This window comes from Alphaproteobacteria bacterium (genome assembly GCA_024244705.1).
Lineage (GTDB): Bacteria > Pseudomonadota > Alphaproteobacteria > JAAEOK01 > JAAEOK01 > JAAEOK01.
On the sequence record JAAEOK010000033.1, the window covers coordinates 161,779 to 183,508 of the forward strand.

The window sequence follows — 21,730 nt, forward strand, 5'->3', positions numbered from 1 at the left end:
TTCTGGCGACAAAATTCCCAACCTCGATTGTGCCGAATGATCGGCGTCGCAGAGCAGACCGGGGAGGAGAACGAGGTCTTGCATGCGGCCGGACCCTAGAGATGTCGTTTGATCAGAGGACCCGTCGACCGCGCAGCTCGCCGCCGCGCTACATCGGACCCGAACACCGCCTCAGAGATATTCCTTGGCCGCGTCCTCGAGCCAGTCGAGCAGATATTCAGCCATCGACCAGCGCACCTGCAGGTCATAGGTCGGCGCGTCGTCGACCTGGACGATCATGATTGTGGCGTGGGCGAGCCGGGTCTGGGCGCATTGGCCCGGCGCGAATACTCTGGGATGAATATCGAGCGGCGTGCCCTTGACCAACAGGTCGCGGGCCCGCGGGCCGGTCACCCGGATCGTGGTGTAATAGTCGGAGACGTCGGTGACCGCCGCATGCTGGCCGGCCAGCCCCTCGGCCAACACGCCGGCAATCGCACTTTCGCCGCCTTCATCGGTGGTCACCTGCCATTCGTCGGGGCCGAGCCAGCAGATTGTCGCGCCATCGCCGCCGGCGATGGTGTTGGGCGCGGTTGGCAGATCGACGCCGGTGGCCGTCGCGACCGCCTTGACGAAGGCCTTGTCGCCGCCATCGCCGCGGATATTGACCTTGCCGAGGAGCGGGCGTTCGAGGATGGCGACACCGCCGCCGGCAGTGCCGGCGCGCCCGGTCAGCGGGGTGGTCGCGCGGATCGCGTCAGCCACGGGCGCGTTCTCCTTCCTTGTCGAAAAACACCGGGTCGGCCACGGTCACCGCCTCGACCCGCCCGCCGAGCAGGGGTGCGTGCAAGGTTTCGCCCATGCGCGCGCGCCCATTCTCGACCAGAGCGAGGGCGATCGACCGCCCGACGTTGGGGGTGTCGTAGCTCGAGGTCACGTGGCCGATGGTCTTCATCGGCGGCTGCGGCAACACCTCGTCGACCAGATGGGCGCCCTCGGGCAGCACGAAATCCGGGTTCTCGGTCAGCAGGCCGACCAATTGCTTGCGACCCTCGCGCGCCGTGTCGGGCCGGCTCAGCGAACGCTTGCCGAAGAAATCGGGCTTGGTCTTGGACACGATCCAGTCCATGCCGAGATCGTAGGGCGTGACCGTGCCGTCGGAGTCCTGACCGACGATGATGAACCCCTTCTCGGCGCGCAGCACGTGCATGGTCTCGGTGCCGTAGGGGCAGATGCCGTATTTCTGGCCGCCCGCCATCAGCGCCTGCCACAGGCCGAGCCCGTAACGCGCCGGCACATTGATCTCATAGGACAGGTCGCCGGTGAAGCTGATGCGGTAGATTCGGGCGGGAACGCCGGCCACGGTGCCGTCCTGCACCGCCATGAAGGGAAAGGCCTCGGCGACGAGATCGAGATCGGTGAGTTCGGCGAGGAGAGCGCGGCTGTTGGGTCCGCTGATCGTCGCCACCGCCCATTGCTCGGTCACCGAGGTGCAATAGACCCGCATCTCCGGCCACTCGGTCTGCAGCCATTCCTCGAGCCAGCTCAGCACGCGGGCGGCACCGCCGGTCGTCGTCGTCATGTGGAAATGATTGTCGCCGAGCCGCGTCGTCACGCCGTCGTCGAAGACCATGCCGTGCTCGTTCAGCATCAGCCCGTAGCGGCACCTGTTGACGCCCAGCTTGGTCCAGGCGTTGGTATAGACCATGTTGAGGAAGTCGGCGGCGTCGGGGCCTTGGATGTCGATCTTGCCGAGCGTCCCGGCGTCGAGAATGCCGACGCTCTCGCGCGCCTCGGCGCATTCGCGGCGCACCGCCTCGCCCATGGTCTCGTTGCCGCGAGGAAAATAGCGCGGCCGCTTCCATTGCCCGACATCCTCGAACACGGCACCGTTGGCGACATGCCACGGATGCATCGGCGTCTTGCGCACCGGGTCGAAGAGATGGCCGCTGTTGCGTCCGGCGACGGCGCCGAAGGTGAGCGGCGTATAGGGCGGCCGGTAGGTGGTGTGGCCGACTTCGGGGATCGCCGCCTCGCGAATGTCGGCCATGATCGCCAGCGCGTTGAGGTTCGACGTCTTGCCCTGGTCGGTGCCCATGCCGGTCGTGGTGTAGCGCTTGAGGTGCTCGACCGAGACGTAGCCCTCGCGCGCCGCCAAGTGGACGTCCGCCGCGGTGACGTCGTTCTGGAAATCGACGAACCGCTTGCGGCTGCGCCCGGTACGCCGCCCGCCGGGCAGGATCGACAACACCCGCTTGGGGCTTTCCTCGATCTCCTCGACCGGCGGGGTCTTGGGCGTCTTGCCCTTGCCGAACCCGGCATCGGCCGCCGCCGCGCGGCCGGCCGCGAAGCCTTCCGTCAAGGCCTCGGCGAGCCGCCCGGCGCCGTTGCAGGCACCGGCCGAGCGCACCGCCTGGGGCGAGTGGTCGGGCACGAAAGTGCCGAGGCCCTCGTCGTAGCGCAATTTGCCGCGCGACTGGCTGAACAGATGCACGGTCGGGTTCCAGCCGCCGGACATGGCGACGAGATCGACGCCGAGCGAGATCGGCGAGCCGACCACCCCGGTGGCCGCCGCATCGAGCTCCTGGATCGCGGCGCGGTCGACGCGCAGCCGACCCGAGGTGCTGGTCACCGTGTTGCCGGGCAGCACGTCGATGCCGGCCTCGCGCACCAAATCGCGCAGCGGGCCGTATTCGTCGGGCCTGAGATCGGCGATGGTGACCTTGGCGCCGGCGCGCCGCAAATCGAGCGCGGTGCGATAGGCGCTGTCGTTGTTGGTCACCACCAGCGCCTCGCGGCCGGGGCGCACCGCATAGCGGTTGACGTAGCTGCGGACGGCGCCGGCCAGCATGACGCCTGGCCGGTCGTTCTGGGGAAACACCAGGGGCCGCTCGAGCGCGCCGCAGGCCAGCACCACCTGCTTGGCGCGGATACGCCAGAATCGCTGGCGTGGAATATGGCCGTCCGGTTCTGTGCCGAGATGGTCGGTGACCCGTTCGACGCCGACCAGGAAATTGTGGTCGTAATAACCGGTGATCGTGGTCCGCGGCAGAACCCGGACCTCGGCCATGGCGGCCAGTTTTTCTCGGGCCGCGGCAACCCAGTCGAGGGCCGGCGCGCCGTCGATCTTGGCCGCCAGGTCGGTCAGTAGCCAGCCGCCGATCTCGGCCTGTTCGTCGGCGACGATGACGCGGGCCCCGTTCGCACCCGCTGCCGCCGCGGCCGCCAGCCCGGCCGGTCCGCCGCCGACGACCAGCACGTCGCAGTGGGCGTGGACCGCTTCGTAGCGGTCCGGATCGGGCCCCGTCGGCGCCTTGCCGAGCCCGGCTGCTCTGCGGATCCCGTGCTCGTAGGTCTCCCACTGGGAGGGCGGCCACATGAAGGTCTTGTAGTAGAAGCCGGCCGGCAACAGGCGCGACAGGACGTTGTTGACTTCGCCGATGTCGAACTTGAGATTCGGCCACCGGTTCTGGCTGTCGGCGACCAGCCCGTCATAGAGCGCCTGCACGGTGGCTCGCGTGTTGGGGTCGGATCGCGCGCCGCGGCCGAGCTGGAGCAGCGCGTTGGGCTCCTCGGCGCCGGCCGAGAGGATGCCGCGCGGGCGATGGTACTTGTAGCTGCGGCCGACCAGGTGAACGTCGTTGGCGAGCAGCGCCGAGGCCACGGTGTCGCCGTCGAAACCGGCATAGCGCTTGCCGTCGAAGGTGAAGGTGACGGGCCGGTCGCGGTCGATCCGGCCGCCGCTCTCGAGGCGGTTGACCTGGCTCACGGCGCCACCTTCGGCGGCTTGTCGCCGACCTTGTAGCTACCGCGGATCTTATCGCTGACCGTATCGCGGGCGACGTTGAACCAGCGCCGGCAACCGTGGTCGTGGACCCAGCGCTCGTGATGCAGGCCCTTCGGGTTGCTACGGTAGAAGACGTAGTCGGCCCACTCGGCATCGCTCAGCTTGTCGGGTTCCTTGGGCCGCGCGATATGGGCCTCGCCGTGGCAGGAGAACTCGGTCTGGTCGCGCGGGCCGCACCACGGGCACTCGATCAGGAACATGTCATGGCCCCCTGCGGTAGTGGCGACGACGGTAACGAATTGACTCCACGCTATCACGGCGCGTGATGGCGACGACCCCCTCACCCCAACCCTCTCCCCCACTTTCTGGGGAGAGGGAGGGACCCGCGCAGCGGGAGGGTGAGGGGGTTGCCGTCAGCACAGGCATCGCCGCCTCTTAGTGCGCGACGGCGGCGGCGGCCGCCTCGTCGATCAGATAGCCGGTCTCGAAGCGGTGCAGGCCGAACGGCGCGGCGACCTCGTCCGGCTCGCCGCGGGCCAGCGTCGCCGCGAAGCAATGGCCCGACCCCGGCGTCGCCTTGAAACCGCCGGTGCCCCAGCCGCAATTGATGAACAGATTTTCGACCGGGGTCTTGCCGATGATCGGGCTGCGGTCCCGCGTGACGTCGACGATGCCGCCCCACTGGCGCAGCATGCGCAGGCGTGAGACGACCGGGATCAGCTCGCTGAGCGGGCCCATGATGTGGTCGATGACATCGAAGCTGCCGCGCTGCGAATAGGAATTGTAGAGGTCGGAACCGGCGCCGATGACGAGCTCACCCTTGTCCGACTGGCTGCAATAGACATGCACCGTGTTCGACATAACGACGCACGGGTGAATCGGCTTGATCGGCTCCGAGACCAGGGCCTGCAGCGGGTTCGAATCGATCGGCAGGCGGAAGCCGGCCATCTCCGCCAGTACCGAGCAGTGGCCGGCGACGACCATGCCGACCTTGCCCGCCTTGATCGTGCCGCGCGTGGTTTCGACCGCGGTGACCGCGCCGCCGTCGATCTGAAAGCCGGTGACCTCGCAGTTCTGGATGATGTCGACGCCGCGTTCGTCGGCGGCCCGGGCATAGCCCCAGGCGACGGCGTCGTGGCGGGCGGTCCCGCCGCGGCGCTGCAGCAGCGCGCCGAGGATCGGATAGCGCGCGTCGGGCGAGGTGTTGAGGATCGGACAAAAGGCGGCGACCTGGGCCGGAGTGAGGAATTCCGCATCGATGCCGTTCAGGTAATTGGCGTGGCCGCGGCGGCCGATCTCCTGCAGGTCGTGGACGGTGTGAGACAGGTGCAGCAGCCCGCGCTGGCTGAACATGATATTGAAGTTGAGATCCTGGCTCAGACCTTCCCACAGCTTGACCGAATGGTCGTAGAGCGCGGCGCTCTCGTCCCACAGATAGTTGGAGCGCACGATGGTGGTGTTGCGGCCGGTGTTGCCGCCGCCGATCCAGCCCTTTTCCAATACCGCGACGTTGCGGATGCCGTGGTTCTTGGCCAGGTAATAGGCGGTCGCCAGGCCGTGGCCGCCGCCGCCGATGATGACGACGTCGTATTCCGGCTTCGGCTTCGGGCTGCGCCACGCCGCCTGCCAGTCCTCGTGGTAGGACAGCGCATTGCGCATCAAGCTGAAGATCGAATATTTCGCCATTGACCGGCGCGCCCCTTGGTACCCGTTCCAGCTTACCCCGTGACGGCCCAAGGGCAAGCGGTTGCACCATTATGACGCCAAGCTGCCCAATCCTGTCACCAAAACGACACCAATGCGCAAACCCGCGACCCCTTGTCGCGTTCCGGCGTCGTGGCGCTGCCTACAGGAACACCGCCGGATCGAAATCGGCGGGCACGGCGACGAGATGGGCCGGGCAGCGGCGGCAATCGGTCGCACCCAAACGGAGGACCGGCACGGTGACGCCGGGCCGGGCGAGGAGGTCGCGCAGCAGCGCGCATTCGTCACCGCCCGGTCGCGCCACGACGGCGACGATCTCGCCGGCGGTGGTCAGGCGGTCGACGTGCCAATGGATGCGCGTGTCGCGCCGCAGGTGGCGCCGGATGCGGGCGCCGAGCCCACCCGGCCCGCGGGCGCTGCCGCAATAGGCATAGCGCCCCGGCGGCAAGCGGACCGGCCCGGTGACGGCGGTCGCGAAGGACAGCGTGCGCCGCAGCTCGATGGCCAGGACATAGGCGCCGGGGCTCGCCGGCAGGCGAGCGGCATCGGCGAGCGCTGCGGCCGATGCCATCATAGCCGTCTCAGGAACCGCTTGGGGTCGTTGAGGAAGGCACGGGTGACGGCGACATGTTCGATGTCGTCATAGGGTACCGGCGCGATCCCGGCCTCGTCGAAATGGAGGATACGGGCGTCGGGCAGCGCCATCAGGATCGGCGAGTGGGTGGCGATGATGAACTGGCAATCGGCGGTGACGCAATCCATCAGCAGCGACAGCAGCGCGAGAATGCGGGTCGGCGACAACGGTGTCTCGGGCTCGTCGAGGAGATAGAGCCCCTTCGGCGTCAGCCGCGACTTGAGCACGCCGAGGAAGGTTTCGCCGTGGGAGAAACCGTCCGGATCTTCGCCGTAGCGCGCCTGGTAGGCGCCGCGCTGGTCGCGGGCCACACCCATCGCCAGCTGCTGGCCCCACGAGCCGTCGGGCAGGGCGCCGCGAAAATCCTCCTCCATCGCTTCCAGATCGGCGATCTCGCCGATCACCCGCTTGGTGAAACCGAACGCGTCCTCGGCGCGAAAGAAGGTCTTGGTGCGTGGGTAGCGGCGGCGCACGAAGACGAGCTCGGCGGCCAGCGCGCGGGCCGCTTCCAGCGTCGGGTCGCGGGCGATGTCGGCGCTGCCGATGGCGACGCAGCCCATGCCGGCGGCGATCGCCTCGAGCAGGGTCGACTTGCCCGACCCGTTCTCGCCGACCAGGAAGGTCACCGGGGCATCGAAATCCAAGGCCTCGAGCGCGCGGACCATCGGCAGGTCGAAGGGAAAGCCCTGGCCCGCGCAGAGTCCCTCGCCGGCCCGAATGGCATCGAGATAGATCATCGTATTCGGGTACCGTTCGGTCGGCCTGCCAAAGCAACCTCCTTCGTCGCTCGTCGCGTTTATACCCGATTCGCTCTGGACCGGGCACCGCCGCGACCGTAAACCTGTCCGCCATGTCCATGACCGCGGCACCAAGCATCGCAACCCCCCGGGTGCCGGCGGCGCACCGCGTCGGCGGCCGATGATCATCCTCGCATCGTGCGCCACGCTCGTGCTGCTGGCGGCCTACGGGATCGGCCGCGCGGTGTGCGGCGACGCGGTCCCGGCGCGCCTCGGCGACCGCCTCGTCCTGCGCTGCTGGGCCGGCCTGCTGGTGCTCGCCGGATCGCTGCTGGCGATCTCCCTGGTGGCGCCGCTCGGCGGTTTCTGGGTCGCCGTCATCGCGCTCATCGCCGGCCTGACGCTGTGGCGGGAGCGCGCGCCGATCCGCCGCGCCCTCGCCACCTTCCCCGGCCGCGCGGTCGCCATCGGCGCCCCCGTCCTGTTGCTGGCGATCACCATATTCACCAGCCGCGACGTCGCCCACTACGACACCGGCTTCTACCACCTGCCCTACATGACCGCGCTGGCCGAGCACGGCACCGTCCGCGGCATGGCATTGATCCACCACCGCTTCGGCTACAGTTCGAGCTGGTTCGCCCTCGCCACGCCCTTCGTCGACCTGTTCGACGGCGCGCGCCTGACGACGATCGGCGGCACCCTCGCCTTCTTCCTGCTGCTCGCCCCGACCTGCCTCGCCGGCGCGCGGATCGTCAATCGCCGCGGTGGGCCCGCCGACTGGTTCCTGGTCGTCGCGGTCCCGGTCGGCCTCTGTCACCGCGCGATCCTCGTCCTGATGCCGTCTTCGACGCCGGATACGGCGGTTATCGTGGCCATCGTCGTCTTCCTCTGGGCCCTGCTCATCGATCGCGGCGGACGGTTGGCGCCGGTCATCCTGATCCTGGCGATCGCCGCGGCGGCGCTCAAGGCGAGCGTCTTTCCGCTCATCGCCGGTGCCGCAATCTATGCGCTGGTCCACTGGCGCGCCGCGCTGGCCCACGGCACCGCCGTCGTTCTGTGCGCGGCCTTGACCCTGGGCGCGGCGATGGCAGCCAATTTCTCGGTTTCCGGTTGTTTTCTCTACCCGGCGGTCGAGAGCTGTCTCGATGTGCCGTGGGGCGTGCCCGGGGATCTGGTCGCCGCGGTCTCCACTTTCATCACCAACTCGCCGATCCGGTTCGGACCCAACGTCGAGACCTGGCACACGATCACCGCGTTTCGCGACGGGTCGCGCGCGCCGGCCGATCTCGACCTGCGGCTCGCCGTGGTCGAGGGCAGATACGGCATGACGGTGATCGCGACTGCGCTGGCGGCGCTGGCGGCGAACGCGCTGATCGCGGCGCGGCGTCGCGACTTCGCCTTCGGGATTGCCGTGCTCACCGTCGCGCTCGGCCTCGGCTATGGCATTCTGGTCCCTTCCGTGCGCTTCGCCTTGCCCTGGTATGGCGCCCTGATCGGGCTCCTCGCCGCCGGGCTCGCCCTGCTCTGCGCCGGGTGGTTCGCCGGCCGGCTGCCGCGGCTGGCGGTCCCGGCCCCGATCGGCGGCCTCGCCGCGGTCGCGGTGATGGCGGTTCTCCTCGCGGTGATTGAAACCTTGCCGACCCGCGGCGACCGCCAGCTGGAGCTCGGCCATTTCCCGGGCAAGCCGACGGCGATAGCGGCGCGGCTGTGGCTGCCGCCGACGGTGGCCTTGCGGCAATACGCCCGCTTCCACGTCCGCAACCCCCACCTCGTCAACCCGGTGGCGGTCGAGGCCGAGTGGATCACCCACCGCATCTACGACGTCGAGTTCCGCCGCCCCGCCGACGGCGAGTTGTGCTGGTGGGCGCCATTTCCCTGTGCGCCCGAAGGCGAGCCCCTCGACCCGCTGCGCCTGCGCGACCCCGCCGCCGGAATCGGCGCCGGCTTCGTCCGCGCAGAGCCATCGCAGACTGGAGCCGAATGATCCGGTTTCGAAACCTCGCACCGCCCTTTATCGTAGGAAACCGACCACAGGAACCAAGGGGAAATCACATGGGCGCATGGCGTGAAACGATGCGGGGCGTCGCCTTTCCGTGGGTCTGCGACCAGTTCGGCCATATGAACGTGCGCTGGTACGCCCATGCCTTCGACGACGGCGCCTTTCACCTATGGTCGATCCTCGGCATCGGCCACAAATGGATGATGGAGCGCGATATCCACACCGTCACCGCCCACACCGCGACCGACTTTATTTTCGAGGTGCCGGCGGGCGCGCTCTATGTGGTCGAAAGCGCGTTCACCCGTGCCGGCGGCAAGAGCGTGACATTCCGCCACCGGATGACCAACGCCGACACCGGGGAGCTGCATGCGCGCCAGGAATGCGTCGAAGTGTTCTTCGATCCGGCGACCCGCAAATCGGTGGCGATGCCCGACGACATCCGCGCCGTCGTCGAAGCCAACCTGGTCGACGACGGCGAGGATTAGGCCGCCGGCTCTTTGACCCCGGTCAGGAACTCCACCGGGGGAACGAAAAACCGGGCTCCGGTGACGGCGCGGCTGAAATTCATCAGGTGGTCGTAGGTGCCGTCGTCGTCGGCCACCACCATGCGCCGCAGCAGGCGATCGAAATTGGACGGCGCCGCCGCATAGGCGACGAAATACAGTCCCGCCGTGTCGGCGGTGCCGTAAGGCATCGAATGGCGCAGGATCTCGACCGGCTCGCCGTTGTCCTTGAGGCTGGCACGAACGATGTGGGCCGTCGGCGGCTTGCGCTCGCTGTCGAACTCGATGTCGTCCGCCTTGGTGCGGGCGAAGACCTGTTCCTGCTCGGCCACCGATAGCTCTTCCCAGGCGGCGAGATCGTGGATGTAGCGCTGAATCGTGACATGGCTGCCGTTGGCGAACGGCGTGCCGTCATCCGGGACCAGGGCGACGCGGGCCCGGTGGTCGGGCTCTTGCGGGTTCTCGGTGCCGTCGACGAAGCCGGTCAGATCGCGGCTGTCGAGGTAACGGAAGCCGTGGATTTCCTCCACCGTCTGCACCGCATTGCCGAGTTTCTTGCGCATTTCGCGCGCCAGTTCGAAACCCAAATCGAGGCGGTCGCCACGCACATGAAGGAACAGATCGGCGGGCGTCGACGGGGCCACCCGGGTGCCGTCGGACAGCGCCTTGAATGGCGCCAGCTCGGGCGGCCGGTTGCCCGGATAGAGGCGGTCCCAGATGTCGGCGCCGAACCCGATCGTGCTGTAGAGCGTGCCGCCCGAATCCTTGGCGGCGACCGCAGCCGTGAGGTCGTGGAGCACGGCCGCGGCCCGACGGACGGCGCTGACCGCCTCGCTCTCCTCGCCCACCAATAGGGTGAGGAAGATCGCATGGGGATTGGCCGGCGGCAGCACGCCAGATTGCGGTTGAGTCATCGCATGGCTCCCCTCGTTGTTGCGCCGAACGGCCCCGCGCCGACACGCGCATGTCGCCATACCGGTGCGACCATACACCAAAAACGCGCGGCCGGCCCAGGTGTGATCATGCGCCGCGGCGGGTCAGGTCGCGTGCCGCGGCCGATCCTTCAGGGTGAACAATTCGCGTGGCGCACCGACGCCGCGCAGGCCGTGACGGCCGAGCGAGACGAAGCCGGCGGCAGCACCCGGCCCGGCCGCGGCGACAAAGGTTTCGGACAGGACGAGGTCGACGCCGAGTTCGTCGCAGCGATCCTCCATGCGGCTGGCCTCGTTGACCGCCGGTCCGATGACCGTGAAGTCGAGACGGTCGCGCGATCCGACATTGCCGTAGGAGACTTCGCCGCGGTGGAGCGCGATATCGAGCGTCAGCGTGGGCATGCCTTCGGCGGCGCGGGCAGCGTTGATCGAATCGATCTCGGCAAATGCCTTTGTCGCTGCGGTCAGCGCCCGGTCGCAAACATCCGCGGTGTCGGCCTCGGTGATGGCGAAGGTTGCCAGCAATCCGTCGCCCATGAACTTGAGCACCTGGCCACCGTTGTCGCCGATCGGCGTGACGATGGCGTCGAAATAAGAATCGAGCAGGGCGATCAGGTCCTTCAGGTCCATGCGGTCGGCGAGGGCGGTGAAGCCGCGCAGGTCGCAGAAGAACAGAATTGCGGCGAGAACATCGACCGCGCCGCGGTCGATCGCGCCGCCGAGGACGCGGTGGCCGGCATCGGCGCCGAGATAGGCGCCGACGACGTCCTCGGCGATCTGCGGCAGAACCGCGCATTTGACGGCGACGGCGAACCGCGGCTGCAGCCGTTCGATGGTTGATATCTCGCCATCGTCGAAGCCGCCCGGCCGGTCGGTCGACCAAGTCACGACCGTGCCCGTCACCGAGCCCGGCCGACCAAAGGCGTCGAAATAGGTGGCCAAGGCCACATAGTCGGTATCGCCCTCGGCCTTGAGTTCGTCGAGGATAGGGAAATCGCGGTCGGCGGCGGCGGCGTCCAATCGCCGGCGGACGATCTGCCCCGGAGCCTCCAAGACGACACGGATTGGGCTGTCCAGCCATTGCGGCGTTGCTTCCCCGCCGGTCTCGAAGTTCAAGCGCTCGAGGCCGACTCCACGGATCCAGCGGACGGTCCGGGAATCGTGGGTCGGATGAAGAACACGCGCGCCGACCGACACCCGGCGCAGGGCCATGCCGGCGGCATTCAGCCGCTCGCAGAAGCCTTCGACGAGATCGGAGAGCGGCACGGTCGCAAGCGCGGCCTCGATCAGCCAATCGCTGATCGCCTGAACCTGCTCCGGCCCTATCCGCGGCGTTCCGGTCATGCGCCATCTTGTGCCCGGCACAGGCCGCTGTCACCCCGCATTCGCGTACCGCTCCGGCTTCATCGCCGCGACCGGTTGTGATAAGACAATCGGCCGATGGGCGTTAGCGCGCATCGACCGAACGCGCGCCGCCCGCCTCGCCAATCCCCGAAGGGACATGCCGATCATCAGACCATTGCATCCGCGCATCCGCGACCGCCATCTCTTCGGGCCCCTGGGCGCGGCGTTCCTTGTCGCGGCGGTTGCCGCCTGCGGCGAAGACCAACAACAGGCGGCGGCGCCCGGCGCCGGCCCGGCCCCGGCGGTGACGGTGGCCCCGGTGGTGCGCAAGGACGTGACGCCGAAATTCACCTATGTCGGCCGTGTCGAGGCGGTCGATGAAGTCGAATTGCGCGCCCGCGTCGAAGGATTTCTCGAACAGCGCAGCTTCGAAGAAGGCGGCGACGTGAAGAAAGGCGATGCCCTCTACGTCATCGAGCAGGCGCCCTACCAGGCCGACGTCGAACGCGCCGAGGCCGATGTTCTAAGCGCCCAGGCAACGCTCAAGAACGCCACCCTGACCGCCGACCGCTACCGCACGCTGATCAATAAGGGCAATGTCAGCCAAGCCAAACTCGACGAGGCGGTGGCCGATGAGACGCGCGCACAGGCCGGCGTATTGCAGGCCAAGGCGGCGTTGCAACAGGCCGAGCTCGACCTCGGCTATACCACCATCACGGCGCCGATCGACGGCCGCATCGGGCTGTCCAACTACAGCGTCGGCAACCTTGTCGGGCCGTCGAGCGATCCCTTGGCCGATCTGATCAGCCTCGATCCGATCTATGTCCGGATCGCGGTCAGCGACCGCGATTTGTTGGACGCGCGCCGCCGCGACATCGGCGAGCGGGCACAGGAATTGGTGCCACGGCTGGTGCTGCAGGACGGCGAGATTTACGCCCACGACGGCCATTTCGCGTTCATCGACAACAAGGTCGACGCCCAGACCGACACGGTCACCGTGCGCGCGGAATTCCCCAACCCGCACAAGGTCCTGCTGCCCGACCAGTTCGTCACCGTCGAGATCCAGCGCTCGGAACCGACCTCGGTCCTGGTTATCCCGCAAGCGGCGATTCAGGAGGACCAGAGCGGCCGCTTCGTGTTGGTCGTCGACAAGGACAGCAAGGTCAAGGTTCAACGCGTCACGATGGGCGATCAGGAAGGCACCGATTGGATCGTGACCGAGGGCCTCGAAGAAGGCGAGCAGGTGATCGTCGAAGGATTGCAGAAGGTGCGCCCCGGCATCACGGTGAAGGCGGTGGTTGAGGGCACCGCGCCCAAGCCGCGACTGGAACCGGCGGAAGGCTAGAACGCATGTTGTCCGCGTTCTTCATCGACCGGCCCAAATTCGCCTTCGTCATCTCGATCGTCATCACCCTGGCCGGGCTGATCGCCCTGCAGGCGATACCGGTCGCGCAATATCCCGAAATCACGCCGCCGGTGGTCCAGGTCACCGCCAGCTATCCCGGGGCCAGCGCCCGGGTCGTCGAGCAGACCGTCGCCGCGCCCATCGAGGCCCAGGTCAACGGCGTCGACGACATGATCTACATGTCGTCCGCGAGCGCCAACGACGGCAGCTACACCCTGTCGGTCACGTTCGAGGTCGGCACCGATCCCGACATCGCGGCGGTCAACGTCCAGAACCGGGTCGCGTTGGCGACGCCGCAGCTGCCCGACGAAGTCACCCGCAGCGGGGTGTCGGTGCGCAAGCAATCGACCAACATGCTGATGATCATCAATTTGATATCGCCCAACGACACCCATGACGGGCTGTTCCTCAGCAACTATACGAGCATCAATATCCGCGACGCCCTGGTGCGCATCCAAGGCGTCGGCAACGCGACCATTTTCGGCGCCCTCGATTACGGCATGCGGATCTGGATGGACCCCAACCGCCTGACCAGCCTCCACCTGTCGACGACCGATATCGCCAACGCGATTTCGAATCAGAACATCCAGGCCTCGGCCGGCCAGATCGGCGCGCCGCCGGTGGTCACCGACCAGCAATTCCAATACACGCTCCAGGCCAAGGGTCGGCTGTCGACGGTCGAGGAGTTCGGCGACATCATCCTGCGCGCCGAGCCCAACGGCTCCTATCTGCGCCTCAAGGACGTGGCCCGCATCGAGCTCGGCTCGCAGACCTACGCCGCGAGCAGCCGCCTCAACGGCAAGCCGGCGGTGGCGATGGCGGTCTACCAGGCGCCGGGAGCCAACGCGCTCGACGTCGCCGACGCGGTCTATGCGGAGATGGACCGCCTGGCCGAGCGCTTCCCCGCCGATGTCGAGTACCACATCCTCTATGATACGACGAATTTCGTTCGCGCCTCGATCGATGAGGTCATAGTCACCCTGTTCCAGGCGCTCGGGCTGGTGCTGCTGGTCACCTACCTGTTCCTCGCCGATTGGCGCGCCACCATCATCCCGGCGCTGGCCATTCCGGTGTCGTTGATCGGCACCTTCGCGGTGCTGCTGGCGATGGGCTTTTCGGCCAATACGATCTCCCTGTTCGGCATCATCCTGGCCATCGGCATCGTTGTCGACGACGCCATCGTCGTGGTCGAAAACGTGCAGCGGCTGATGGACGACGAGAAGCTGCCGGCGCGGGAGGCGACGCGGAAGGCGATGTTCCAGGTCCAGGGACCGGTGATCGCGACCACCTTGGTGCTGCTCGCGGTGTTCGTGCCGGTGGCCTTCATCCCCGGCATCACCGGCCAGCTCTACCAGCAATTCGCGGTCACCATCTCGGTTGCGGTCGTCATCTCGTCGATCAACGCGTTGACCCTCAGCCCGGCCCTGTGCGCGACCTTCCTCAAGCCGCCCAAGGGCGCGCCGCGCGGCCCCCTGGGCTGGTTCCACAAGGTGGTGGACACCTCCCGCAACGGCTACGCGTCGGTGGTCGCCATACTGGTGCGGCGGCTGGTGCTCACCGTCGGCATCCTCGGCGCCGTGATGTTCGGCGCCTATTGGCTGTTCAACACCCTGCCGACCGGGTTCATCCCCAACGAAGACCAGGGTGCGTTCTTCGCCAACGTCCAGCTGCCCGACGGCGCCTCGCTCAACCGCACCGAAGAGGTCGTCGCGGACGTCCATGAGATCATCGCCGCGACGCCAGGCGTCTCCGACATCATCACCGTCGCCGGTTACAGCCTGCTCAGCGGCGCGTCGTCGAACAGCGCCCTGATCGTCGCCGTCCTCGAAGACTGGTCGGAGCGCGATTCGAAGGACGAGAACCTGCGGGCGATCCTGAACGGGCTGCTGCCCAAACTGTTCACCATCAGCTCCGCCAACGTCATCGCCTTTCCGATCCCGCCGATCCCCGGGCTCGGCACCACCGGCGGCTTCGAGCTCGAACTGCAAAGCTTGGGCGGGCAGTCGCCCGAGGAACTGGCGGCGACCATGCGCGGACTGATCTTCGCCGCCAACCAGGACCCGACCCTGGCCCGCGTGTTCAGCACCTATTCCGCCGACGTGCCGCAACTGTTCGTCGATGTCGACCGCGATAAGGCGCAGGCGTTGGGGATTCCGGTCTCCGACATCTTCAAAACGTTGCAGGCCAATCTGGGCTCGCTCTACGTCAACGATTTCAACCTGTTCGGCCGCGTCTACCGGGTCATCATCCAGGCCGAGGCGCCCGACCGTAGCTCCGTCGAGGACATCAACCGCATCAACATCCGCAACGCCGAGGGCGAGATGGTGCCGATCCGCACCCTGGTCGATATCAAGCCGATCCTCGGGCCGGCCAGCATCAGCCGCTACAATTTGTTCGCCGCCGCGGCGATCAACGGCGAGGCGGCGCCGGGCCGGTCGTCGGGCGAAGCGATCGCGGCGATGGAGGCGTTGGCGCGGGATACGCTGCCCGACGGCTACGCCACCGAGTGGACCGGCACCACCTATCAGGAGATCAAGGCCGGCGGCACGGCGGCGATGATCTTCGCCCTCGCCTTGGTCTTCGTCTATCTGTTCCTGGTCGCCCAGTACGAAAGCTGGTCGATCCCGATGCCGGTCGTGTTGTCGGTCTCGGTGGCCGTCCTCGGCGCCTTGTTCACGGTGTTCCTGATCCCGCGGCTGGTCAACAATATCTACACCCAGATCGGGCTGGTCATGCTGATCGGGCTGGCCAGCAAGAACGCAATCCTGATCGTCGAGTTCTCCAAGACGCAGCGCGAAGCCGGGATGTCGATCGTCGAGGCCGGCATCACCGGGGCCCGGCTGCGTTTCCGCGCCGTGATGATGACCAGCTTCTCGTTCATCCTCGGCGTGCTGCCGCTGGTGCTGGCGACGGGCGCCGGCGCCGCCGCCCGGCGCTCGCTCGGCACCGCCGTCTTCGGCGGCATGCTGGCCGCCTCGATCTTCGGCATCTTCATGATCCCGGCGCTCTACGTGCTGTTCCAGACCCTGCGCGAAAAGGTCAAGGGCGGGCGCGGCGCGGCGGCGGAACAGGAGACGGCTTGAAGCCGGTTGCCTGGCCGGCGCGGGCCGGGATCGGCCTGGCCCGGGCACCCACGACAAATCCGGCGACTACGCCGCCGCCGGCTTGACCCGGTAGAAAATGCTGTAGACGACCGGGAACAGGACCATGGTCACGACGGTGCCGAAGGTCAGCCCGCCCATGATGGTCACCGCCAGCCCGACCCAGAACACGTCCTGCAACAGCGGGACGACGCCAAGCACCGTGGTCGCCGCCGCCAGCGAGACCGGACGCACGCGCGACAGGGTCGCTTCGACCAACGCCGGATAGGGTGACTTGCCGAGGCTCAGATTTAGATTGATCTCGTCGAGAAGGACGATGATGTTCTTGATCATCATGCCGGCCGGGCTCATCGCGCCGAGCAGGGCGACGAAGCCGAACGGCGTGCCGGTGAACAGCAGCCCCGCCGTCATACCGACGACGACGAACGGGATCAGCAGGAAGATCATCACCGGCGGCCGGAAGGCGTTGAACAGCAGGATGATGATCAAGACCATGATGACAACCGCCGGCACCAGGCCGGGCAGGAGCGAGGCCTGCGCCTTGGCCGAATTCTCGTACTCGCCGCCCCAGGCCATGCTGAAGCCGGGCGGAAGGTTCGTCGCCAGGGCGTTGAACTCGGACAACACGGCCGTGCGCAAGGTCGGCAGCGTGACGCCGCTGATCGGATTGGACTGCACGGTGATGGTGCGCTTGCGGTCGTAGTGGGCGATCTTCGATTCTTCCCACTGCTGGGCGATGCCCTTGGTGACCTGCGACAGCGGCACCCGGTCCGTCGACATCGCCGGCCGTACCTGCAGGGTATCGATGCCGCCAATGCCGATGCCGCGCTCCTGCGTGTAGCGCATGACGACCGGGATCAGCTTGTCGTCCTCGCGATAGAGTCCGACGGTGCGGCCGTCGAAGGCGCGCTTGGTCGCGCGCGCGACGTCGTTACGGGTGACCCCGGCCCAGCGCCCGCGCTCCTGGCTGTATTCGGGCACCACGGTCAGCACGCTCTGCCGCCAGTCGGTCTGCACCATGCCGGCGAGGGGTTCCTCCTCGAGGATGGTGACGGCGTCGACCGCGATCTCGCGCAGGGTGTCGGCGTCGGCGATGCCCTGGCCGGTGAAGCGAACCTCGAACTTCCATGTCTCGGCCGGTCCGACGCCGAAGCGGCGGATCGGTACCAGCGCCTGCGGCGCGGCCTCTTCGAGCCACACCGTCAGTTCCTCGACCAGCGCGGCGATTTCGCTCCGCTCGTGGACCTCGACAATCAGTTGGGCATAGCTGGAATTGGGCGATTCGGGCTCGACCGGCAGGTAGAACCGCGGCGGCCCCGCGCCGATGAAGCTGGCCACGCTTTCGACCCGGTCGTCGGCGAGCAGCTTGGCCTCGATCGGCTCGATGCCCTCGGCCACCATTTCGATGCGCGTACCCTCCGGTGCCCAGTAGTCGATCATGAACTTGGTCATGGCCGAATCCGGGAAGAACAATTGCTCCACGCGGCCGAAGCCGGCAAACGAAATGATCAGGAGGGCGACCGAGGCGCCGATGGTCAGCCAGCGCGCGCGCAGGCACCCGACGAGAATGTCGCGGAAGGCGCCGAGGATTCGACTAGGCTTCTCTTCCGTGTCCTCCGCTCCCGCCGGCGGCGGCTTCAGCATCCAGACGCATTGCAGCGGCGTCACGGTCATCGAGATGAACCAGCTGAACATCAGCGCGATGGCGACGACCGAGAACAGGGTGGCGCAATACTCGCCAGCGCCTTCGTCGGACGCGAAGATGGGATAGAATGCCATGACCGCGATAACCGTCGCCCCGAGAAGCGGCCAAGCCGGTTGCGACGCGGCCTCGATCGCGGCCTTGGTCGGCTCCATCCGCTGCTTGATGCGGACCGCGATGCCGTCAGCGACGACGATCGAGTTATCGACCATCATGCCGAGCGCGACCACCAGCGCGCCGAGCGACATGCGTTGGAGATCGATGCTGAACAGCTTCATGAAAATGAAGGTGCCAAGGATGGTCAGGACCAGGCCGGTGCCGATGATGACCCCCATCCTGAGCCCCATCGATACCGCCAGGACGGCGAGCACGATGACCACCGCCTGGCCCAGGCTGACGAAGAAGCCGTCGATCGATTCCTTGACGATGTCCGACTGCCAGTGAACGCGGTTAATCTCGATGCCGACCGGCAGGTTGTGCAGGAGTTCGGAAAGCCGCGCATCGACGTTTTCGCCCATGGTAACGACATTGCCGCCGGGCACGACCGCTAGGCCGATCGCCACCGCCGGGATGCCGTCGACCCGCATCAATCTTTGCGGCGGATCGACATAGCCCTCGCGGACCGTCGAGATGTCGCCGATCCGGATCAACTCGGATGCGCCGCCGCGGCGCGCGCCGCCGGCGACCGCCTGTAGGCTATCGATGGCGGACGGGGTGAGGACGAGATCGGCGATGTCAAAGGGCGAGGCAAAGGTGCCGCCAGGCTGGATTTTCAGGCGCTGGGTCTGGATATCGACGCTGCCCGCATCGACCACCATGTTCTGCTGCTGCAGGCTGACCTCGATGCTGTCGTCGGAGAGTCCCAGTTCGGTCAGTTGTGCCTCGGACACGTCGAGATAAATGACCCGGTCCTGGACGCCCCAGGCCTCGATCTTACCGACGCCAGCGACCAGGCTGAGTTCCTTCTTGACGTCGTCGACATATTGCTCGAGCTCGGCAAAGCTGTAGCCGTCGCCGGTCACCGCGAGGACGAGGCCGAAGACATCGCCGAAATCCGAATTGACGAAGGGACGCCCGGCGCCCGGCGGCAATTGGGGCTCGACGTCCTTAATCTTGCTTTTCAGCTCATCCCAGATCTGCGGCAGTGTGTCCGACTGGAAGCTTGGCTTGATGAAGACCTTGACGATCGAAAGTCCCGGGATCGAAACCGATTCCAAATGGTCGAGCTGCTTCAGCTGCTGTGCTGCGAGTTCGATGCGGTCGGTCACCTCGAGTTCCACTTCGGCCGCGCTGGCGCCGGTATAGGTCGTCGCCACGACCGCAGTCTTGATCGTGAACTCGGGGTCCTCGAGCTGGCCGAGCTGGGTGAACGACCCCATACCGCCGAAGACGAGAAGGATGACGAAGAAAATCGTGACGGCGCGGTAATTGAGCGCGTAACTGGCGAGGTTCACGGGCTAGTTCCCCATGATCCGGACGACTTGTTTTTCCTTGAGGAAATTGGTCCCCGCCGTGACCACCCATTCACCGCGCTCGAGGCCGTCGACGATACGGATGCCGACGTCGGTCAGGGCGCCTGTCGTGACCGGGCGGCTTGACACTGATTTGGTCGCTTCGTCGATCACCCAGACACGGCTGCCCTGATCGTCGGGCGGGGTGAAGACAGCCGAAACCGGGACGATATGCCCGGTCTCGGGTCCCGCTGCCGACTCGTTGAGTCGGCCCGACACCTTGCCGGCCATTCCGGGAAGTATCTTGGCCCCCTCCGGCTGATTCATCGACAGTGTGACCGGATAGGTTCGCGTCGTTTGCGACGCTTCGGTGCCGATCTCCGTGACCTTTGCGGGGATCTCCATCTCGGGGAAAGCATCGAAGATGACCACGCCGTCGACGACATAGGGGATCAATGAAATCAGGTTCTCGGGTACGTCGACGACCATGTCGATATCCGAATCGTCGAGCAGCCTGAGAATTACCTGCTGGGCGCGGACATCCTCGAACTCTTCGACGTAGCGGGCGACGATATCGCCGTCGAAGGGTGCGTGAAGGTTCGTGTAGCTCAGGTCGAGTTTGGCTTTATCGAGGGCCGCCTTGGCGGCCGCGACATCGGCCCGGGCTTCGCCGGCGACCGCCTACACCTGGTCGACGCGGGCCTGCGCAACATGCCCTTTGTCGAACAGCTTCTTGTTGCGGTCGAGCTCGAGCGAGGCGTTGCTGAGGGTCGCGTTGGTGCGCGACAGGTTGGCCTGGGTCCGATCGACCTCCGCCTGATAGGTCGCGGGATCGATCTGGGCGACCAGATCGCCCTGGTTCACATGGCCGCCCACCTTGACCGGCAATGAAGTGACGGTACCAGAAACGCGGAAAGAGAGCTCCGCTTCCTTGACTGCCTTTGCCCGGCCCGGCAGCCACCGCTGGCGGAAGGCGTCGATGTCGCCGACCAGGATCGCTTTGACCGGGCGGACGATCTCGGCCTCCGGCGCCTCCTCTTCGCCGCAGCCGGCCAGCGCCAGTATGGCCACGGCGAGACCAGCCACGAAAACGGTGCGCGGCGTTCTCGAAATTTTCATGCTTCCCCCAGACATCGGTCGTGTGACTTCGACAGGTCGTTTGTTGACCGCGTTCCTTGTTTTACAGCATCCGGTGCTGGGTAAATAGCCGATTGTAAACGGTTCGGCGGGTGCGATCGCCGGCCCGCGCGGGATGCTGGCGGCCTATTCCTCTTCCTCATCGCGGCCGTCCCGGGCGACCAGATGGACCATGTTGGCCGGGTTCATGATCCAGAACCCGTCGAGCCCGGCGGGCAGCGGCTCGATGGCGTCGCAGCGGGTCACCCCGGCGCCCTTGAGGTAGGCCGCCGCGCCAGCGGTGTCGCCGGTGTTGATCTCGAGCCACAGTTCGGCCTGGGACACGCCCTCGACACGGTCGATCCACAGGATCATCGGGCCGAAGGCGAAGGCGGTGAGGACGCCGGTGCGCTCCTCGACCACCGTGAGCCCGAGGGTATCGCGGTAGAAGCCGACCACCGCCTCGTATTCATGGCCCGGCACCTTCATCGCCACATTGGGACCGCCGCTGAAGTCCGGCCGCGATGCGTGTTTCATTGCCGTCTCCTGTATTGCCTGCACCAAGTCTCGCCCCAACCGCTCGTCGAGCGCCTTCGCCACGCGCGACGCTGTCCTCGTCCGGGCCTTGGCGATACAACCGGAGCGACGGGTACCAGGGGCCGTCGTCGCGGTACCAACACGACCCGATGAGTGTCCGTATTTCGTCCGAGGCGCCAAGCGACGCCGAACTTGGCCAGACTCTAATTGGTATCTCGACATTCTTCCAAATTGGATGTTTTGAAATAGCCAATTAGACGTTATCCCAAGGTCAAATCGACGGTCCCAATTGCGATTGTGGGTAGCGGCCCTAAAGGAGCACCGAGATGATCGAGCGACTCAACTATCTTGAGATCAATTCGAAGGCAACCAATGGGCTCGCTGCCGCCAGCAAGCATCTAGCCTCGATTGACAGCAAGTTGCGCGCGATCGTGGAGTTGCGGGTCTCCCAGATCAACGGGTGTGTCTACTGTGTCGACCTTCATGCAACTCAGGCGAGGGCCGCGGGCGAAACCCGACAGCGCCTCGATTGCATTGCTGTTTGGCGCGAGTGCCAATTCTTTGACGATCGCGAGCGCGCCGCTCTCGCCTGGGCGGAAGCCGTTACGCTCCTGCCCGACACGAACGCACCCGACAAACTATACAACCGCCTGAAGGAGCACTTCTCCGAACAACAGATCGTCGACTTGACACTGATTGTCTCGCTAATGAACGCGTGGAATCGCCTTGCCGTGGGTTTTCGGCACGGACCCGATGCTCGAAATTGATCGAAGTCTCAAGTTAATGCGCAAGCATTGAG

General features: G+C 66.5%; 16 protein-coding genes and 1 pseudogene. 5 read left to right on the top strand and 12 right to left on the bottom strand.

Annotated elements, in window-relative coordinates:
• Positions 1–171: 171 nt before the first annotated feature.
• The 6 genes from GY791_04155 to GY791_04180 form a co-directional block, all read right to left on the bottom strand.
• Positions 172–744, bottom strand: coding sequence for a sarcosine oxidase subunit gamma (locus tag GY791_04155; GenBank protein ID MCP4327615.1), 573 nt, complete (start codon positions 742–744; stop codon positions 172–174).
• Complete coding sequence (locus tag GY791_04160; protein MCP4327616.1) at positions 737–3,748, bottom strand: sarcosine oxidase subunit alpha family protein; 3,012 nt, start codon at positions 3,746–3,748, stop codon at positions 737–739. The genes GY791_04155 and GY791_04160 overlap by 8 nt, the downstream gene beginning before the upstream one ends.
• A complete protein-coding gene (locus GY791_04165; protein MCP4327617.1) occupies positions 3,745–4,026 on the bottom strand; it encodes a sarcosine oxidase subunit delta in 282 nt (93 codons plus the stop codon). Before GY791_04165 ends, GY791_04160 begins: the two co-directional genes overlap by 4 nt.
• Before the next feature lie 175 nt (positions 4,027–4,201).
• Positions 4,202–5,452: a sarcosine oxidase subunit beta family protein gene (locus tag GY791_04170; protein MCP4327618.1), complete on the bottom strand. Its 1,251-nt coding sequence runs from the start codon at positions 5,450–5,452 to the stop codon at positions 4,202–4,204.
• Positions 5,453–5,612: 160 nt separating this feature from the next.
• Complete coding sequence (locus GY791_04175) at positions 5,613–6,041, bottom strand: GIY-YIG nuclease family protein (GenBank protein MCP4327619.1); 429 nt, start codon at positions 6,039–6,041, stop codon at positions 5,613–5,615.
• Entirely contained in the window at positions 6,041–6,841 is an 801-nt protein-coding gene (locus GY791_04180) for an AAA family ATPase (GenBank protein MCP4327620.1), read from the bottom strand. The genes GY791_04175 and GY791_04180 overlap by 1 nt, the downstream gene beginning before the upstream one ends.
• Positions 6,842–7,022: 181 nt before the next feature.
• On the opposite strand from GY791_04180, the gene GY791_04185 reads away from it, so the two are divergent.
• Complete coding sequence (locus tag GY791_04185; protein ID MCP4327621.1) at positions 7,023–8,825, top strand: hypothetical protein; 1,803 nt, start codon at positions 7,023–7,025, stop codon at positions 8,823–8,825.
• A 68-nt stretch (positions 8,826–8,893) separates the two neighbouring features.
• A complete protein-coding gene (locus GY791_04190) occupies positions 8,894–9,325 on the top strand; it encodes an acyl-CoA thioesterase (protein MCP4327622.1) in 432 nt (143 codons plus the stop codon).
• Here GY791_04190 and GY791_04195 read toward each other — a convergent pair.
• Both GY791_04195 and GY791_04200 read right to left on the bottom strand, forming a co-directional pair.
• Positions 9,322–10,257: a Dyp-type peroxidase gene (locus GY791_04195; GenBank protein MCP4327623.1), complete on the bottom strand. Its 936-nt coding sequence runs from the start codon at positions 10,255–10,257 to the stop codon at positions 9,322–9,324. The two genes, GY791_04190 and GY791_04195, sit on opposite strands and share 4 nt — an antisense overlap.
• Before the next feature lie 123 nt (positions 10,258–10,380).
• Entirely contained in the window at positions 10,381–11,619 is a 1,239-nt protein-coding gene (locus GY791_04200; GenBank protein ID MCP4327624.1) for an adenylate/guanylate cyclase domain-containing protein, read from the bottom strand.
• A 157-nt stretch (positions 11,620–11,776) separates the two neighbouring features.
• On the opposite strand from GY791_04200, the gene GY791_04205 reads away from it, so the two are divergent.
• Positions 11,777–12,964 (top strand): efflux RND transporter periplasmic adaptor subunit, encoded by a 1,188-nt coding sequence (locus GY791_04205; GenBank protein MCP4327625.1) that lies wholly within the window; start codon positions 11,777–11,779, stop codon positions 12,962–12,964.
• A gap of 5 nt (positions 12,965–12,969) precedes the next feature.
• Entirely contained in the window at positions 12,970–16,107 is a 3,138-nt protein-coding gene (locus tag GY791_04210) for a multidrug efflux RND transporter permease subunit (GenBank protein MCP4327626.1), read from the top strand.
• Between the two features lie 66 nt (positions 16,108–16,173).
• Here the strand turns inward: GY791_04210 and GY791_04215 are convergent, their stop codons facing one another.
• The 4 genes and pseudogenes from GY791_04215 to GY791_04230 all read right to left on the bottom strand — a co-directional run bounded on the left by GY791_04215 (position 16,174) and on the right by GY791_04230 (position 20,931).
• Entirely contained in the window at positions 16,174–19,281 is a 3,108-nt protein-coding gene (locus tag GY791_04215) for an efflux RND transporter permease subunit (GenBank protein ID MCP4327627.1), read from the bottom strand.
• 3 nt (positions 19,282–19,284) lie between these two features.
• A pseudogene (locus GY791_04220) lies at positions 19,285–19,947 on the bottom strand (efflux RND transporter periplasmic adaptor subunit).
• 12 nt (positions 19,948–19,959) lie between these two features.
• Positions 19,960–20,397, bottom strand: coding sequence for a biotin/lipoyl-binding protein (locus GY791_04225; GenBank protein ID MCP4327628.1), 438 nt, complete (start codon positions 20,395–20,397; stop codon positions 19,960–19,962).
• A 144-nt stretch (positions 20,398–20,541) separates the two neighbouring features.
• Positions 20,542–20,931 carry a hypothetical protein gene (locus GY791_04230; protein MCP4327629.1) on the bottom strand — a complete coding sequence of 130 codons (390 nt, stop codon included), beginning with the start codon at positions 20,929–20,931 and terminating at the stop codon, positions 20,542–20,544.
• A 326-nt stretch (positions 20,932–21,257) separates the two neighbouring features.
• Between GY791_04230 and GY791_04235 the strand changes: the two genes are divergently transcribed.
• Positions 21,258–21,698 (top strand): carboxymuconolactone decarboxylase family protein, encoded by a 441-nt coding sequence (locus GY791_04235; GenBank protein ID MCP4327630.1) that lies wholly within the window; start codon positions 21,258–21,260, stop codon positions 21,696–21,698.
• Positions 21,699–21,730 lie beyond the last annotated feature (32 nt).

Coding starts and splice junctions, on each gene's coding strand:
- GY791_04165 (MCP4327617.1), bottom strand. CDS start 4,026: ATGTTCCTGATCGAGTGCCCGTGGTGCGGCCCGCGCGACCAGACCGAG.
- GY791_04170 (MCP4327618.1), bottom strand. CDS start 5,452: ATGGCGAAATATTCGATCTTCAGCTTGATGCGCAATGCGCTGTCCTAC.
- GY791_04175 (MCP4327619.1), bottom strand. CDS start 6,041: ATGGCATCGGCCGCAGCGCTCGCCGATGCCGCTCGCCTGCCGGCGAGC.
- GY791_04180 (MCP4327620.1), bottom strand. CDS start 6,841: ATGATCTATCTCGATGCCATTCGGGCCGGCGAGGGACTCTGCGCGGGC.
- GY791_04185 (MCP4327621.1), top strand. CDS start 7,023: ATGATCATCCTCGCATCGTGCGCCACGCTCGTGCTGCTGGCGGCCTAC.
- GY791_04190 (MCP4327622.1), top strand. CDS start 8,894: ATGGGCGCATGGCGTGAAACGATGCGGGGCGTCGCCTTTCCGTGGGTC.
- GY791_04195 (MCP4327623.1), bottom strand. CDS start 10,257: ATGACTCAACCGCAATCTGGCGTGCTGCCGCCGGCCAATCCCCATGCG.
- GY791_04200 (MCP4327624.1), bottom strand. CDS start 11,619: ATGACCGGAACGCCGCGGATAGGGCCGGAGCAGGTTCAGGCGATCAGC.
- GY791_04205 (MCP4327625.1), top strand. CDS start 11,777: ATGCCGATCATCAGACCATTGCATCCGCGCATCCGCGACCGCCATCTC.
- GY791_04210 (MCP4327626.1), top strand. CDS start 12,970: ATGTTGTCCGCGTTCTTCATCGACCGGCCCAAATTCGCCTTCGTCATC.
- GY791_04225 (MCP4327628.1), bottom strand. CDS start 20,397: ATGAAAATTTCGAGAACGCCGCGCACCGTTTTCGTGGCTGGTCTCGCC.
- GY791_04230 (MCP4327629.1), bottom strand. CDS start 20,931: ATGAAACACGCATCGCGGCCGGACTTCAGCGGCGGTCCCAATGTGGCG.
- GY791_04235 (MCP4327630.1), top strand. CDS start 21,258: ATGATCGAGCGACTCAACTATCTTGAGATCAATTCGAAGGCAACCAAT.